A 16,724-nucleotide genomic window follows, 5' to 3' on the forward strand; every position below is an offset into this window, starting at 1 on the left:
CAGTTTACTATAAACGTCTTGATTATTAAAAAATTACACTTAATGTATGTAAAAGAAATTACTTCAACATAAACACGACCAATACAGGCAATGAAAATCAAATATATGGATATCTAAAGTTTTCTTTTAGTATTTTTGCAAAAAAATAGCTAAAATGAGTGCTTTCAAGGTTAGTATACAAGAAACTTCAAATAATTCAATAATAAAATTTGAGTTAAACAAATTCATTACAAAACATCAAAGTTTTGAATTTAATAATATAGATGATGCCAAATCTTCTCCTCTAGCTCAGCAACTATTCTATTTACCTTTTGTTAAAAAAGTTTATATCTCAGGCAATTTTGTTGCAGTAGAACGCTATGATATTGTTGAATGGACAGATGTACAAGATGAAGTTGCTCAACAAATAGAGGCTTATTTAAATGATGGTGGCCTTGTAGTTGAAGAAACTGCAGAGTCAAAAAAAGTACCTGTAACTGTTTATGCAGAAAGTACACCAAATCCAGCGGTCATGAAATTTGTTGCCAACAAAAAAATGGTTACTGCCCTTTTTGAGTTTACTTCTATTGATGATGCTAAATTATCTCCTTTAGCAACAGAGCTATTCCATTTCCCCTTTGTAAAAAGTGTTTTTATTGAAGATAATTATGTGTCAATTACAAAGTACGACATGTCTGAGTGGCAAGAAATTGTTATAGAACTTCGTGAGTTTATAAGAAAGTTTATTGAAGATGGCAAGGAAATCGTTTTAGCCAATGCTGTTGAAACACTACAAAAATCTGAAAAACATCAAAATTCGCATTTTGAAAATTTAGATGATACTTCAAAAGAGATTGTAAACATTCTTGAAGAATATGTAAAACCAGCTGTAGCTAGTGATGGTGGTAATATTCAATTTATTGCTTACGATGCTGATACAAAAAATGTTCGGGTTATGCTTCAAGGTGCTTGTAGTGGATGCCCATCTTCTACTTTTACCTTAAAAAACGGCATAGAAAACATGCTCAAACAAATGCTACCTGGTAAAGTAGATATGGTTGAAGCAATAAATGGCTAATCATTTCTCATTATAAAAGTGACTAATTCCACTTGCTTGTGTCTTAAATACAGTCATCTCCATAGGGAGATTTTCAATTATAAATTTAAAATCGTAAAAAATGGCAGTATTAAAAGTAATCGAGATTTTATCAAACTCAGATAAAAGTTGGGAAGATGCTACTAAAAAAGCAGTAAAACATGCATCAAAAAGTTTAAAAAACATCCGTTCTGTATATGTTCAAGATCAAAGTGCTAGTGTAAAAGATGGTGAGGTTACAGAATTTAGAGTAAATCTTAAAATAACATTTGAAGTAGAATAACTTTTTTTGCTCCCAAGCATTTAAGAGCGTTCATTAATTGAACGCTTTTTTTATGCTATAATTTCGCTAACTTTGGGCTATGAAATACGTATTAATATTCGCTTTTATTATTCTAATTATGGGCTGTAAGGGTCAGAATTCCGAAACCATGAATCATCAATATACAAATGCCCTAGTTAACGAAACAAGCCCATACCTTTTACAACATGCACACAATCCAGTTGATTGGAATGCTTGGAATGAGACTTCTCTAAAACAGGCGAAATCTGAAGACAAGCTAATACTCATTAGTGTTGGATATGCAGCATGCCATTGGTGCCATGTTATGGAACACGAAAGCTTTGAAGATAGTTTAGTGGCTCAGGTGATGAATAAAAATTTTATTAATATAAAAGTTGATAGAGAAGAACGCCCAGATGTAGATCAAGTATACATGAATGCCGTACAGCTCATGACTGGTAGCGGTGGTTGGCCTTTAAATGTGATTGCCTTACCAGATGGAAGACCCGTTTGGGGTGGCACTTATTTTAAGAAAGAACAATGGATTAGCGCCTTAGAGCAGATATCAAAATTATATGCTGAGAAACCTGAAAAGCTGCATGAATATGCAGACAAGTTAGAAGAAGGTATTAAATCGCTAGACGTTGTTCAATTAAATACCGATGAGCCTATCTTCGAAAAAAACTATATAGATGAAGCTGTAAAAGAATGGTCTAAACAATTCGATAATCGAGATGGCGGTTTAAATAGAGCTCCTAAGTTTATGATGCCCAATAATTATCATTTTTTATTGCGTTACGCTTATCAAACTAATGACGAAAAATTACAGGAGTTTGTAAATTTAACACTAACAAAAATGGCATACGGTGGTGTTTTTGACCAAATTGGTGGTGGATTTTCAAGATACTCTGTAGATACTGTTTGGCATATACCTCATTTTGAAAAAATGCTTTACGATAACGGTCAATTAGTTAGCCTCTATGCAGACGCCTATCTTATTACAAAAAACGAATTATATAAAAACATCATTACCGAAACATTAGATTATGTAAAAGAGGAAATGACAACAGAAAATGGTGCATTTTATTCTTCATTAGATGCAGACAGCAATACTCCAGAAGGAGAACTTGAAGAAGGTGCTTACTATGTTTGGAACAAAGAAGAACTTAAAACACTTATCGGGGGTGACTTTGAATTGTTTTCAGATTATTACAATATTAATAATTATGGACTTTGGGAACATGGTAATTATGTTCTTATTAGAAAAGATGATGATACTTCAATCATGAAAAAACATGATTTAACACCTGAAACTTTATCAGAAAAAATAAACACTTGGAAAAACACACTTATAAATGAACGAAATAAAAGAGACAAACCAAGGTTAGATGATAAAACTTTAATTTCATGGAATGCTCTAATGCTAAAAGGCTATATAGATGCCTACCGAGTTTTAGGTAATGCCGAATATTTGGCTTCCGCTAAAAAAAATGCCAAATTCATTATTAATAATCAGTTAAGAGAAGATGGTGGACTAAACCACAGCTATAAAAATGGTAAAAGTAGCATCAACGGTTATTTAGAAGATTACGCAGCATCAATTGATGCTTTTATTACCCTTTACGAGGTTACTTTAAATGAAACTTGGCTAAACACCGCAAGAAATTTAACCAATTATACATTTGATCATTTCTTTGATGAAACGAGTAAGATGTTCTTCTTTACATCGAATGAAGATGACCCATTAGTAACAAGAAGTATTGAATATCGCGATAATGTTATTCCAGCGAGCAACTCCATAATGGCAAAAAATTTGTTTAAATTATCTCATTATTTTGATAATACTTACTACAACAAAACAGCTATGACCATGCTAAATAATGTAAAACCAGAAATGCAGGAATATCCTTCTGGCTATTCAAACTGGTTAGACCTCATGCTAAATTATGCACAGCCTTATTATGAAGTAGCTATAGTTGGTAAAGATGCTAAAGAAAAAATTGAATCTCTAAACAAAACCTACATACCAAACAAGCTTATTGCTGGAAGTACATCTGAAAATAACATGCCTTTATTAGAAAACAGATTTAACCCCGAAAACACACTTATTTATGTTTGTGTAAATAAAGCATGTAAACTTCCAGTTTCTGAAGTTGATAAAGCTGTTAAATTATTAATGGAATGAGCTTTATAACCATCTTTTTAATTGCCCTAGTAGCTGTTGAACATATTTACTTTCTAATTTTAGAAATGTTTCTGTGGACTAAACCAAAAGGCATTAAAGCATTCGGTTTAAAATCTAAGGAATTTGCCAAAGAAACTAAAGTCTTAGCTGCCAATCAAGGTCTATATAATGGGTTTTTAGCAGCTGGACTTATATTTTCAATTATACAAAAAGATATAGAAATGGCTATTTTCTTTCTAATTTGTGTAACTATAGCTGGAATTTATGGGGCTTACTCAACGAAGAAAATTAAACTGTTTTATGTTCAATCTATTCCTGCGGTTTTAGCATTAATTAGCTGTTATTTTTAATTAATTCTCAGCATTTTTTAATGTAATCAGTGCAGAAAAACCTTAAATAGTTTTTAATTTTGCAATACGAATTAACTTATAAAAAAATATGAATTTAGAAAACATCGACACAGAAAAATGGCTTGATTTAGCCACAACATACGGGCTTAAAATTCTTGGAGCCATTGTAATATGGATTATTGGTTCTTGGGTAATTAAAAAAATTGTAAAGGGCACACGAAAAGTGATGACCAAAAAAAATTATGATGAAAGCCTACAGAAGTTTTTATTAAATCTATTAAGTTGGATTTTAAAGATTATTTTAATAGTATCTATTTTAGGGACTATAGGAGTAGAAACCACTTCGTTTGCAGCTATTTTAGCAGCAGCTGGTTTAGCTATAGGTATGGCTTTACAAGGGTCTCTTGGTAATTTTGCAGGCGGTGTTTTAATTATGATCTTTAAACCAATAAAAATTGGTGATTTAATTGAAGCTCAAGGTGAAATTGGGGTGGTTAAAGAGATTGAAATTTTCACAACTAAACTTACGGGGCTTTCAAATAGAGAAATTATAATTCCTAATGGATCGTTGTCTAACGGTAATATTATTAACTATACTTCGGAAGGCACGCGACGTGTAGACTTAACTTTTGGAGTAGGCTACGATTCTGATATTAAAAAGACAAAAGAAGTACTGATGAATGTTCTAACATCGCACCCTAAAGTATTAAAATCTCCAGAGCCAACAGTAAATGTTTCTGAATTAGCAGATAGCTCTATAAATTTTGCTGTAAGACCATGGAGTACGTCAGATGATTATTGGGATGTTTACTTCGGAATTACAGAAGACGTAAAAGAAGCACTTGATAAAGCAGGTATTGAAATTCCTTACCCACATCAAGTTGAGATACAGAAAAAGAGTTAAGATTTAGGTTTTAACGCCACAAAATCTTTCAAATAATAAGGTTCAAAATAAGCGACATCTTCGATGTCGCTTATTTTATATTTATTATAAGCTAGCTGACTCATCTCATTAGCAGAAGGTAATTTATTTTCAACAAAAACAGCGTTAGAGTTATTTATAATTTCTTTCGTTTTTTCTACTCCATTACCAATAAAACAGACTTTGCCCAGTTTCAAATAATCTTCAAAAGATATCTCATCTAAAATTTGAGCTTGCGTCTCTCTTATTTGGTTATAATCAGTATCGAAAATAGCCGAATATACTTCCATTCTTCGGGCATCCAGCATGGAAACGATAACACCATTTTCATTTTTTACCTGATGCGCTAATGCCTCTAGAGTAGAAACAGAAATTAAAGGAATATCAAGCGCAAAACAAAGTCCTTTGGCTGCTGAAACGCCAATTCTTAAACCAGTATAAGAACCTGGGCCTTTACTAACAGCTATAGCATCTAAATCGTTAGAAGTAATACTAGCTTCATTTAAAACAGTATTAATATAAACATGTAATCTTTCGGCATGTGAATATTTTTTATCATAATCTTCTTTTAAGACTATCGTTTTACCTTCTTTTGAAAGTGAAACCGAACAGTTAGTTGTTGCTGTTTCTATATTTAATATATATATGCTCATTTTCTTTTCATAAAACGTAGAAAAAATGGATTCCCGCTTTCGCTAGAATGATAATTTCAATTGTTATCCCAATAAAACCATTGAGAAGTCACCTTTTTAATTAGTTAAAGATTTTCCCATGTAAAAGTCTAAAACTTTTGTCTTAAAAACAAAATCATATTTAGCATTTATTAAGGAAGATTGTGCATTAATTAATTGTACTCTGGCTTGTTCTAAATCGAAGGCCGTAATAGTTCCAATATTATAACGCTCTTTAGAGTTGTTAAATGCTAATTCTTGAGACGTTAAAGACTTAATGGCGGCATCATAAGCTTTAAACGCTGCTTGAGCATCTGTATAAGCTCTTTGGATATTAGATTCTAAATCTAACTTGGCTTGATCAAATAAAAGTTTGCTGTTTTCTTCTTGAATCTTAGATATTGCAACATTGGTTTTATTTTGAAATCTGGAGAAAATAGGAATATTGACATTTAAATTGAAGTTATGCCCTTTCAACAAATCCAATTCTCTAAAAAATGCTTGCTTTATAAAATCATTTTTAGATTCACTCCAAACAGAGCCAAAACCATATCCAAAACTAATAGTAGGGTAGTAACCTGCTTTTAAAATTTCAGTATTTAATTGGGCATTTTCTATACGTTTTTCTGCAATCTTGATTTCTGCTCTATTTTCAAGTGCATGCTCTAAAATAGGTGTCACATTTTTATACAATAATCCCTCAGAGGGTTTATTGACATCAATAATTTCAACATTAAAACCATTAAAAGGAATTTGAAGTAACTGAGATAATGATAATAATGATAAATTAAAACTATTCTCAGCTAGAGTAACTTGTTGTGCATCTCTACTTAAAGTCGCCTCAGCATCATAAATATTTGCCTTTGGTTGCACTCCAGCTTCAACTAATTCCTTTATTTGTTCTAGTTGTTTTCCACTAAAAATATACTGTGCTTTTGCTATTTCTAAATTTTCAATATTGAACAGCACATTCAAATAAGCATTAACAACATTTAAAGAAATATCATCTTTTATACGTCGCAATTCTAAAGTACTTGTTTCTTTAGTAAGTTGTGATTGCTTATATAAATTCAACGTTCTAAACCCATTAAACACGTTTTGATTGACACCAATATTGTAATTAAACGAATGTGTTGTTTGATTCGTTATACGCTGGTTTGTAACTGGATCGAAACCTGAGCCAATACTCATACGATTACCAGTAGTTGCAGCTACAGAGGGCAAAAACTGTCCTTTTGCGGCGATAATGTCTTGATCGTTTAAAAGAAGGGTGTTTTCACTTTGCTTGACCGTTATATTATTTTCAAGAGCATGATTAACACATTCTTGCAATGTCCATTTTTTATCTTGTGCAAAGAATGAAACTGATACTAATAATAGTAAAAGTGAAAGACTGTTTTTTGTGAGTTTATTATTGAAATAAATCATATTTTTTAGAATTAATTTTCTTTTGATACTTTATTCCAAACCTTAATTTTATCCCCTTCATTAATACCGTCAATAATCTCAACGTTAATCCCATCAGACAAACCTAAAGTAACATCTTGTCTTTTAAAAGTGTTATTCTCTCCTTGAATTTCTACATAGGGCTTCTCTGTTATTCTATCAAATCGAACCAGAGACTCTCTAATACAAAAAAGATCATCTTTACTTTCAATATCAATTTCTGCATTAGCACTATACCCTGCTCTAATATTGGTATTTACATCTACTTTAACGTCTGCTTTTATTGTAAACTGAACCGCTCCTGCATTATCCGAAATTCCTTTGGGAGCAATAAACACTAATTTAGCCGCCAATTTTTTTTCATCTAATGCTCCTATAATAACATCTATTGAGTCACCCTCAATTAATTTACCTACTTCTGATTCATCAACGGTTCCTTCAAAAATCATATTACTCATATCGGCTACTGTAGCTATAGTTGTACCAGCATTAAAATTATTACTTTGAATAACTTGATCGCCCTCTCTAATAGGTATTTCTAAAACTGTCCCTGATATCTGAGCTATAATACTTGTATTAGCTGAATTACCACCAGATAAAGATCCTTTCTTGATTATTTGATAATCGTTTTGAGCCTGTCTTAGCGATTCTTTTGCTTGATTAAATGAAAGTTCACTGTTTTCAAAATCTTGTTTTGAAATGACTCCTTTATTGAAAAGTAATTTATTTCTTTTGAATAAAGTATTAGCATTATCGAATGATAATCTCGTGGTATTTAATCTACTATTCGCACTAGCTAATGATTGTTCGTTTGGAACAATTCTAATCTTAGCAATTAAATCGCCTTTTTCAACAAGATCGCCTTCTTCTACTGTAATGTCATCCACTATGCCAGAAATTTGAGGCTTTAATTCAATTTCTTCCTCAGGATTAAGACTGCCAGTGGCAACAATTTTAGTATTTATTGATGTACGAAAAGGTTCTTCAACATTATAATCTTCAACAGATTTAGCGTTAGAATCATAGAAATACTTTAGCACTATTAAAAATAGTACCACTCCTACTACGATAAAACTAATTTTTAAAAATTTCTTCATTTTATTTACTTTATTTATTCTTCTCTTAATGCGTCAATTGGTTTTACACTTGTGGCTTTAAATGCTGGAATTAGTCCAATTAATGTTCCCAAGGTTATTACTATTAACAATGCAAAAAACACTATCGCAATAGATACTGAAGGATTCCGCATAAAAGCATCCTCGCCAATACCTAACGTTTTATTAACTAACATTAAAATTAATCCGCCACTTATAATACCTAAAAAACCTGCAATTAGAGAAATGGCGATAGATTCAATAATAATTTGACGTTTAATTAGAAATGGTGTTGCACCTAATGCACGTCTAACACCAATTTCCTTAGTACGCTCTTTAACCGAAATGAGTAAAATACCACCAATGGCAAATACACCTGCAATTAAAGTAGCAATCCCTACAAACCATGTTAAAAATTGCATTCCTGTTAAAAAACCAGTAATTTGATCAAATCTATCTCCAAGATTAAAACCGAAGAGCCCTCTATTATCATCTGGATGTATACTATGTATATTCTTTAGTAAAAGCTTAACATCTGCATCGATTTGATTTATATCAAAATTTTCGTAGCCTGTAATTGTCATCCAATCAATAGTATTACCTCGACCAAAAATTTGCTGAGAAGTTGTAAAAGGAATATCAACATCTATTTGAGGTCCGCCAAAATTAACCACTTTGTATACACCTATAACAGTAAAACCTAGGTTTTCTCCATAAACTATTTTACCTATTGGATTCTCGTCTTTTTCAAATAGTTGTTTATAAACATCTTCTGAGATAACTATTACTTTTTTATGCTCGTCAATATCTGTTTGGTTAATGTATCTCCCCCACAATAAATCTTTTTTAGCCAATACATCATTAAAAGGGAATTCCCCTTTTCCAATAAAACTTGCAGATAATGATTTTCTACTTAAAGTAATTTGTAATTGATGACTAGGTAAAACATATTCAACACCTTCAACATTCTCTTTAATTTTTTTAGCATCATCAAGATTCAGTTTTATTTTTCGTCCTTCTTGATAGCCCTTAAAAGGCATCGATGTATTTCCACCAGAAAGAAATAAACTATTTGTAGCATAGTTTTCAAACATTCTGTTAAAGTTATTTTCTATACCCCTTGAAGACCCTAGTAAACTTATTAGCAAAAGGATACCCCACCAAACACCAACCATAGTTAAAATAGACCTAAGTTTATTTTTACTTAGGCTATCAAAAACTTCTTGCCAGGTATCTTTTTCTAATAAAAACTTTATCATTTAACCATTTCTTAATGCTATAATTGGTTTAATTTTTGATGCTTTCTTTGCAGGTAAAAAACCAGCTATAGCTCCAGCAATTACTAAAACTATAGTAGCAGTATATAAAATAGAAACACTTACACTTGGATTTGTAATCCAATATCGCTCAATACTAGAACCAATAGCTTCTAAAAACCCAACTCCTAAAAGTAAGCCTACATATCCTGCAAACGCCGTTATTATAATAGATTCAATTAGAATTATAGAAACAATAGATCTTGGTGATGCTCCTAAAGCCTTACGAATACCTATTTCTTTAGTACGTTCTTTAACAATAAAAATCATAATATTACTGATGCCTAAAATACCTGCTATTAAAGTACCAAAACCTATAATAGGAATAAGTATTCCAAGACCTGTTGTCATGTTTTCGAGGCGTTTTTTTCCTTGTAATATTTGGGTTCCAATTCTAATAGCTCTTTGATCATTTGGAGCCACATCATACCTATTCTTTAATTTGGTAGTTATTTCTTGAACTAAAACAAAAGCTTGATCAGTATTTATTTTTGGATTATAACCTATAGTAATACTAGATATTTCATCATTAGCAAGATATAGTCTTTGTATTGTGGTGTATGCTGTGTAAATGGCGCGCTCTTGACTATCGCCACCATTATCTGAAAAAACTCCAACAACTTTATAAACAACTCCTTCTAAATCAATGTATTTCCCTAATGCAGATTCTTTAACAAACAAATCTTGTTCTACAAGGCGACCAATTGCTATAACTTTATCTTTATTTTGTACATCTTTTTGATTTATAAAACGCCCTTTAATAATTACCGCTTTTTCTAAATATTGATGGTCTGGAGATATTCCAGTAATTGTATATTGGCCTTTCTTATTTTTATATTTAAGCTGATAACTTCTACTTAATTTAGGAGTTATATATTCCAGTTCATCTCCAAACTCTTTGTTTAGAAATTCTAAATCTTTATTATCAAACCTTATGAGCCTACCTATTTGAAGTCCTTTATAGGGTTTAGAAGTTGTTCCAGACCGAATCGTTATGGCATTTTCAGCAGTATTTACGAAAAATTTTTCAAACGTATTTTCTAACCCATTGGCAATTCCAAAAAGTATGGTGAATAACATAATAGCAAATGCTACTGTAAAACCAGAGAGTAAAGCCCTTGTCTTATTTTTGTTTATACTTTGAAATATTTCGCGCCAAAGGTCTAAGTCAAACATAGTGTTCTGCGCGTACTTGGGTTACTTTTTTATCTTCCATAATGACGCCGTCTCGAAGCCTTACAATACGTTTACACATATTAGCAATATCCTCTTCATGGGTTACCATTAAAATAGTTTTACCCTCATCATTTAATTGCTGGATAAATTCCATGATTTCGTAAGACGTTTTAGTATCTAAAGCTCCTGTTGGTTCATCTGCCAATAATAATTTAGGATTCGCTGCCAAGGCTCGTGCAATTGCCACACGCTGATTTTGCCCACCTGAAAGCTCTTTAGGCAAATGTTTAGCCCAATCTGTCAACCCAACCTTACCAAGATGAAACATTGCTTGCTGTTGTCTTTCTTTCCTATTCACACCTTGATAATAAAGAGGGAGCGCTACATTTTCAAGCGCAGTTTTATAATTTATTAAGTTAAATGATTGAAAGATAAATCCCAAGAACTTATTTCTATAAACAGCAGCTTTTTTTTCGGTAAGATCTTTAATAGGAAGGTCATCTAAAATGTATTCACCAGAATCGGCTTCATCTAGCATGCCAATTATATTAAGTAACGTAGACTTACCAGATCCAGAAGAACCCATAATAGCAACCATTTCACCATCTTTAACAGATAGATTTATTCCTTTTAATACATGTAAACTTGAGCCACCTATAGGATAGGATTTATGCAATTCGCGAATTTCTAACATTATGCTATTAATTAACCAGCTAACCTTATAAGTAAGACACTAAAAGCAACTAAATGTTACAAAATATTCTTGCTTTTTTGCTTATTGATTTTATTATATTTCCTGTAAATAATATACCCTATGCCCCCAACAAGAATATAAGGAATTGCCATAAGATAAACAATCCCGTCGTTAATCCCTTCTGCAACTGTTTTATTTCCTTCACTTTCTAAAACTGCTCGACACATAGCACATTGTGCGCTTGTATTTAAAGAAACGAACATAGAAAAGAGAAAAAAGATGAGTTTATTTTTCATTTTACAAAATTTAAACCTAATTCATAATACGTAAAGGATAACTAGATTCTTATGTCACAAAATCCTCAAATAACATTAAACATAATATGGAGAAATCATAATATAAACAACAACTCCTGTTACTGCTACATATAGCCAAAGCGGAAACGTAATTTTTGCTATTTTTTTATGTTTCTCAAAATTATTAGTTATAGCCCTTACATAGGTTATTAAAACAAACGGAATTACCGCCACAGACAGTATAATATGGCTTAACAATATGAAAAAATAAATTGACCTATATTCTCCCTGATAACTTGTTGAATTACTCGTCATGTGGTATAGAATATACATAGTCAAGAATAACACTGAAAGTATTATCGCAAATTTCATAAGTCGTTCATGAAATTTTCTATTTCCTTTCTTTATTTGAAATACAGCCAAAATTAAAACCAAGGCTGTAATACCATTTATTGTCGCATATATTGGTGGTAAAAATACAGGTAATTCAATGTCTATTTTTATTCCGAAAAGTGCTGCAACCGCAACTGGAATTATAATAGACAAAGCAACAATTAATTTGTTGTACTTTTTATCATCTAAAATTTTATCTTGTTCTTTCATTTATCAAAAAATTATATAATTCTGAAACAACTCCTTCAACAAGCTTCAATTGCTTTGCCTAGTCTTGAATAAGCGATACAGATTATTAAAGGTTTAAATTTATAAATTAAGCAAAACAATAAGGTCATTGTTTTGCTTTTTTTTGATTTGTATTGTTTTCATTACACGATGTTTTTAGTGCATCTCTTTTAGGCCTAGACAGAAGCTCAGCGTTATGAAAGGCAACTAATTCAACTTAAACCGAACATCTTGAGCCTCCAACTCACTCAACAACTCCTGTGAGACCTTAACTTTTTGCCTTCTACTAGGCATAGTTAATTTCATTTTTTCCTTGGTATCATACACCAAAAAATTCAGCGCTTGGTTTCCAGGATGCATGTGCAACAACTCTTTTAAGGCTATTATTTTTTGTTCACTCAAATCTTTAATATCAACCTGTATAGAAAGCTTTTTGGCATACTGCTCCATCACATCATGCAGCAACTGGAAATTATTAAACTGTAATCGTGGGTCGCTCTTCTTCCCAGTATCTTTATTTGTCCAACCTTCACGCACAAAGCTTTTTACAAACACAAAATTGTTCTGTAATAAAAAGTGTCTGAACTTCAAATATTCTTCGCCAAAAATTCTAAACTCATAACTATCCGTATAATCTTCAATAGTAAATAATGCCCATCCTTTTCCTTGTTTACTTACACGGTGTTGCACATCGGTAACTACACCACCAAACACCAATTCGCGATTTACATAAGGCTCTAAATTATTAAACATACCAACCGTAGCGTTACAAAAGGTTTTCATTTCGGTTTTAAAATCATCCAACGGATGTCCAGAAATATAAACCCCAACAACCTCCCGTTCTTTACTCAAAGTCTTCATCGTACCCCACTCTTCACATGGTGGCACTTCGGGTTCAGAAAATTGCACACTACTCTGCTCTCCAAACATATCTATTTGTGCAGAATTCTTATTCTCTTTATACTTTTGGGCAAACTTAATCGCTTTTTCTAAAAAGGTAATCCCATCACCATCATCATGAAAATACTGCGCACGATGTATATCTCCAAAACCATCAAAACCACCTGCATAAGCTAAATTTTCAAAAGCTTTTTTATTGGCAGCCCGTAAATCAATTCGCTTTGCAAAATCGAAAATAGAATTGTAGTGCCCATCCTCTTTACGGTTCTCTACAATCGTCATTACCGCACCATGACCAACACCTTTTATGGCGCCCATACCAAAACGTACCGCACCATCTTTATTCACCGAAAACTTGTAGTAACTTTCATTTACATCTGGCCCTAAAACATCCAACTTCATACGCTTACATTCTTCCATAAAGAATGTCACTTGTTTGATATCGTTCATATTGTTAGACAATACTGCAGCCATATATTCCGCAGGGTAATGTGCTTTTAAATACGCGGTTTGGTAAGCAATCCACGCGTAACATGTGGAGTGCGATTTATTAAAGGCGTAACTCGCAAAAGCCTCCCAATCTTTCCAAACCTTCTCCAAAATTTTAGCATCATGACCATTTGCACTGGCTTGCTCGATAAACTTAGGTTTCATTTTATCAAGTACAGCAATTTGCTTTTTACCCATCGCTTTACGAAGTACATCGGCTTCACCTTTAGTAAAACCTGCTAAACTTTGAGACAGTAACATCACTTGCTCTTGATAGACCGTAATACCATAGGTTTCTTTTAAGTACTCTTCCATGGCTGGTAAATCATACTCAATCTCTTCATCACCATGTTTTCTTCGAACGAAACTTGGAATATATTCCATTGGCCCTGGACGGTACAAGGCATTCATTGCAATTAAATCTTCAAAAACCGTTGGCTTTAAATCCCGAAGGTGTTTTTGCATCCCAGGCGATTCGTATTGGAATACACCAACAGTTTCTCCGCGTTGGAATAAAGCATACGTTTCTTCATCATCTAAAGGAAAACTTTCAGGGTCTAGTTGAATATCATGTTTTGCTTTTACAATTTTAACAGTGTCTTTGATTAAAGTTAAGGTCTTTAATCCCAAGAAATCCATTTTCAATAATCCAGCATCTTCTACTACCGAGTTATCAAACTGCGTGACGTACAAATCGGAATCTTTTGCTGTTGCAACAGGAACAAATTTGGTAATATCATCTGGAGTAATAATGACACCACAGGCATGAATTCCTGTATTTCTAACAGAACCTTCAAGCGTTCTGGCGAGGTTTACCGTTTCAGCTTGTAAATCACTACCATCAGCAATATTTAAAAGTTCGTTAACTTTTTCTAAATCTTCAGCTCTAAACTTCTTACCTAATTCTTTTTCATCCAACCCAAAAATCTTTCCGAGTTTAGACATGGTTGGGATTAATTTCGCAATCCTATCGGCATCAAACAATGGCAAATCTAGTACACGTGCTGTATCTCGAATTGACGATTTTGCAGCCATAGTACCATACGTAATAATTTGCGCCACTTGATTACTTCCATATTTATCGATAACATATTGCATCACACGACCTCTACCTTCATCATCAAAATCAATATCAATATCGGGCATACTAATACGGTCTGGATTTAAGAAACGCTCAAAAAGCAAATCGTACTTTAAGGGGTCTATATTTGTAATCCAAAGGCAATACGCCGCCACCGAACCAGCAGCAGAACCTCTTCCAGGACCTACCGATACATCCATGTTTCTGGCTTCGCGAATAAAATCTTCAACAATCAAGAAATACCCCGGATAACCTGTATTTTCAATAACACTCAGCTCAAAATCGAGACGCTCTGTAACTTCTTCGGTAAGTGTTTCACCATAACGTTTTTTAGCACCTTCATACACCAAATGTTTTAAATAAGCATTTTCTCCACGCTTGCCTCCATCAATTGCATCTTCTTCATGCTTAAACTCTTCTGGAATATCAAAAGCAGGTAATAATACATCACGAGCTAATTGAAATGCTTCCACTTTATCAACCACTTCTTGAACATTTTTTATCGCTTCAGGGACATCCTGAAACAATGTCTTCATAGCTTCAGAAGACTTAAAATAATATTCTTGATTTGGTAATCCGTAGCGATACCCCCTTCCTCTACCAATTGGTGTGGCTTGTTTTTCGCCATCTTTTACACACAATAAAATATCATGTGCATTAGCATCTTCTTGATTTCTATAGTAAGTGTTATTTGATGCAACCAGCTTAACCTCATGCTTTCTCGCCAATTTAATCAAGATTGGATTAACACGATTTTCATCCTCTTGATTATGGCGCATCAACTCGACATACAAATCGTCTCCAAATTCATTTTTCCACCAAAGCAAAGCTTCTTCAGCTTGATTTTCGCCAATATTTAATACTTTACTTGGGACTTCTCCATATAAATTCCCAGTCAGCACAATTAAATCTTCTTTATACTGCTGAATGAGTTTTTTATCAATTCTTGGCAAATAATAAAAGCCATCCACAAAGGCATGAGAGGATAATTTTGCCAAATTATGATAGCCATTTTTGTTTTTAGCCAGTAATACAATTTGATATCCGTTGTCTTTTCTAGATTTATCTGCATGGTCTTCGCACACAAAAAACTCGCAACCTACAATGGGTTTTATCAATTTTGCATCTGTAGTTTCTCCTTTTTCTTCGGCTTCGGCTATTTTTGCTTTTACTCCACCGTTAAACTTATTTACTGCATTTACAAAATGAAAGGCACCCATCATGTTCGCGTGGTCGGTTAAAGCTACTGCAGGCATGTTATGCTCGCCAGCTGCTGCAACAATATCTGAAACACTCATGGTGGATTGCAACACCGAAAACTGGGAGTGGTTATGCAAATGCACAAAATCAACATCAGCTAAATCAGATACATTTTGTTGAATATCTTCTGATGAAATTCCAGATTTTGCTTTTTCAATACGCTCACGGATTTTGGCACTCTCCTTTTTAAGATTGATGTGCTTTAAACCAATAAACTGAATGGTATCGGGATTTTCTTTTTTGAAATTCTCAAAATAATCAGGGGCAACATCCAGCTGTTCTTTGGTGTATTCCCCTAAACGCACCAACTCGAAAAAACAACGTGTAGTTGCCTCAACATCGGCTGTTGCATTATGCGCTTCAGAAAACGGCACATTAAATAAAAACTCATGAAGTTCTGTTAATGTTGGTAATTTAAATTTACCATAACGTCCACCAGGAATTTGGCACAATCCAGCCGTATGCTCTGTACAAGTATCTAAAACAGGAAGTTCTTGTAACACGTTTTCAACATCACCACGCACAAATTCTGCCCCCATGATGTTTAAATCGAACTTCAAGTTTTGCCCAACAACAAATTTAGTTTTCCCTAAAGCTTCATTAAATTTTTCTAAAACCTCAGCTAGAGGGACTCCTTGTTCTTGTGCTAATTCCGTAGAAATACCATGAATTTTTTCGGCATCATACGGAATATTAAAGCCTTCTGGTTTTACTAAATAATCCTGACTCTCAATACAATTCCCCATCTCATCGTGGAGTTGCCACGCGATTTGAATACACCTTGGCCAGTTATCAGTATCTGTAATTGGCGCATCCCAACGCTTTGGTAATCCTGTGGTTTCAGTATCGAAGATTAAATACATTT

Annotated in this window: 14 protein-coding genes; 5 read left to right on the top strand and 9 right to left on the bottom strand. The window is 33.1% G+C overall.

Annotated features, from left to right (window positions below):
• Window positions 1-154 precede the first annotated feature (154 nt).
• The 5 genes from Q0739_RS04705 (at window position 155) to Q0739_RS04725 (ending at window position 4,797) form a co-directional block, all read left to right on the top strand.
• Complete coding sequence (locus Q0739_RS04705; RefSeq protein ID WP_298237548.1) at window positions 155-1,057, top strand: NifU family protein; 903 nt, start codon at window positions 155-157, stop codon at window positions 1,055-1,057.
• 100 nt (window positions 1,058-1,157) lie between these two features.
• A complete protein-coding gene (locus Q0739_RS04710; protein ID WP_169672214.1) occupies window positions 1,158-1,358 on the top strand; it encodes a dodecin family protein in 201 nt (66 codons plus the stop codon).
• A gap of 79 nt (window positions 1,359-1,437) precedes the next feature.
• A complete protein-coding gene (locus Q0739_RS04715) occupies window positions 1,438-3,543 on the top strand; it encodes a thioredoxin domain-containing protein (protein WP_366140768.1) in 2,106 nt (701 codons plus the stop codon).
• Complete coding sequence (locus tag Q0739_RS04720) at window positions 3,540-3,893, top strand: DUF1304 domain-containing protein (RefSeq protein ID WP_298237549.1); 354 nt, start codon at window positions 3,540-3,542, stop codon at window positions 3,891-3,893. The genes Q0739_RS04715 and Q0739_RS04720 overlap by 4 nt, the downstream gene beginning before the upstream one ends.
• 88 nt (window positions 3,894-3,981) lie before the next feature.
• Window positions 3,982-4,797 carry a mechanosensitive ion channel domain-containing protein gene (locus Q0739_RS04725; RefSeq protein WP_298237550.1) on the top strand — a complete coding sequence of 272 codons (816 nt, stop codon included), beginning with the start codon at window positions 3,982-3,984 and terminating at the stop codon, window positions 4,795-4,797.
• Here the strand turns inward: Q0739_RS04725 and tsaB are convergent.
• From tsaB to dnaE, 9 genes are all read right to left on the bottom strand, one after another.
• A complete protein-coding gene (gene tsaB, locus Q0739_RS04730; protein ID WP_298237551.1) occupies window positions 4,794-5,468 on the bottom strand; it encodes a tRNA (adenosine(37)-N6)-threonylcarbamoyltransferase complex dimerization subunit type 1 TsaB in 675 nt (224 codons plus the stop codon). The two genes, Q0739_RS04725 and tsaB, sit on opposite strands and share 4 nt — an antisense overlap.
• Window positions 5,469-5,564: 96 nt before the next feature.
• Entirely contained in the window at window positions 5,565-6,914 is a 1,350-nt protein-coding gene (locus Q0739_RS04735; RefSeq protein ID WP_298237552.1) for a TolC family protein, read from the bottom strand.
• Window positions 6,915-6,925: 11 nt separating this feature from the next.
• Window positions 6,926-8,029, bottom strand: a complete 1,104-nt coding sequence (locus Q0739_RS04740) for an efflux RND transporter periplasmic adaptor subunit (protein ID WP_298237553.1) — start codon at window positions 8,027-8,029, stop codon at window positions 6,926-6,928.
• Between the two features lie 14 nt (window positions 8,030-8,043).
• The gene (locus Q0739_RS04745) at window positions 8,044-9,285 is read right to left on the bottom strand and encodes an ABC transporter permease (protein WP_298237554.1); all 1,242 of its coding nucleotides are present in this window, start codon (window positions 9,283-9,285) and stop codon (window positions 8,044-8,046) included.
• Window positions 9,286-10,518: an ABC transporter permease gene (locus Q0739_RS04750; protein ID WP_298237555.1), complete on the bottom strand. Its 1,233-nt coding sequence runs from the start codon at window positions 10,516-10,518 to the stop codon at window positions 9,286-9,288.
• Window positions 10,511-11,212, bottom strand: a complete 702-nt coding sequence (locus tag Q0739_RS04755) for an ABC transporter ATP-binding protein (RefSeq protein WP_298237556.1) — start codon at window positions 11,210-11,212, stop codon at window positions 10,511-10,513. Before Q0739_RS04755 ends, Q0739_RS04750 begins: the two co-directional genes overlap by 8 nt.
• Before the next feature lie 56 nt (window positions 11,213-11,268).
• Window positions 11,269-11,508: a hypothetical protein gene (locus Q0739_RS04760; protein ID WP_298237557.1), complete on the bottom strand. Its 240-nt coding sequence runs from the start codon at window positions 11,506-11,508 to the stop codon at window positions 11,269-11,271.
• A gap of 75 nt (window positions 11,509-11,583) precedes the next feature.
• Window positions 11,584-12,111 carry a DUF420 domain-containing protein gene (locus tag Q0739_RS04765; RefSeq protein ID WP_298237558.1) on the bottom strand — a complete coding sequence of 176 codons (528 nt, stop codon included), beginning with the start codon at window positions 12,109-12,111 and terminating at the stop codon, window positions 11,584-11,586.
• Window positions 12,112-12,336: 225 nt separating this feature from the next.
• Window positions 12,337-16,722, bottom strand: a complete 4,386-nt coding sequence (dnaE, locus tag Q0739_RS04770) for a DNA polymerase III subunit alpha (RefSeq protein WP_298237559.1) — start codon at window positions 16,720-16,722, stop codon at window positions 12,337-12,339.
• Window positions 16,723-16,724: the final 2 nt, after the last annotated feature.

The sequence above is a fragment of the uncultured Algibacter sp. genome, assembly GCF_947487605.1.
In the GTDB taxonomy this organism is placed as follows: domain Bacteria; phylum Bacteroidota; class Bacteroidia; order Flavobacteriales; family Flavobacteriaceae; genus Algibacter_D.

Bases quoted from the DNA above. Each gene is read 5' to 3' on its own strand.
- Q0739_RS04705 (WP_298237548.1), top strand. From the start codon at position 155: ATGAGTGCTTTCAAGGTTAGTATACAAGAAACTTCAAATAATTCAATA.
- Q0739_RS04710 (WP_169672214.1), top strand. From the start codon at position 1,158: ATGGCAGTATTAAAAGTAATCGAGATTTTATCAAACTCAGATAAAAGT.
- Q0739_RS04715 (WP_366140768.1), top strand. From the start codon at position 1,438: ATGAAATACGTATTAATATTCGCTTTTATTATTCTAATTATGGGCTGT.
- Q0739_RS04720 (WP_298237549.1), top strand. From the start codon at position 3,540: ATGAGCTTTATAACCATCTTTTTAATTGCCCTAGTAGCTGTTGAACAT.
- Q0739_RS04725 (WP_298237550.1), top strand. From the start codon at position 3,982: ATGAATTTAGAAAACATCGACACAGAAAAATGGCTTGATTTAGCCACA.
- tsaB (WP_298237551.1), bottom strand. From the start codon at position 5,468: ATGAGCATATATATATTAAATATAGAAACAGCAACAACTAACTGTTCG.
- Q0739_RS04735 (WP_298237552.1), bottom strand. From the start codon at position 6,914: ATGATTTATTTCAATAATAAACTCACAAAAAACAGTCTTTCACTTTTA.
- Q0739_RS04740 (WP_298237553.1), bottom strand. From the start codon at position 8,029: ATGAAGAAATTTTTAAAAATTAGTTTTATCGTAGTAGGAGTGGTACTA.
- Q0739_RS04745 (WP_298237554.1), bottom strand. From the start codon at position 9,285: ATGATAAAGTTTTTATTAGAAAAAGATACCTGGCAAGAAGTTTTTGAT.
- Q0739_RS04750 (WP_298237555.1), bottom strand. From the start codon at position 10,518: ATGTTTGACTTAGACCTTTGGCGCGAAATATTTCAAAGTATAAACAAA.
- Q0739_RS04755 (WP_298237556.1), bottom strand. From the start codon at position 11,212: ATGTTAGAAATTCGCGAATTGCATAAATCCTATCCTATAGGTGGCTCA.
- Q0739_RS04760 (WP_298237557.1), bottom strand. From the start codon at position 11,508: ATGAAAAATAAACTCATCTTTTTTCTCTTTTCTATGTTCGTTTCTTTA.
- Q0739_RS04765 (WP_298237558.1), bottom strand. From the start codon at position 12,111: ATGAAAGAACAAGATAAAATTTTAGATGATAAAAAGTACAACAAATTA.
- dnaE (WP_298237559.1), bottom strand. From the start codon at position 16,722: ATGTATTTAATCTTCGATACTGAAACCACAGGATTACCAAAGCGTTGG.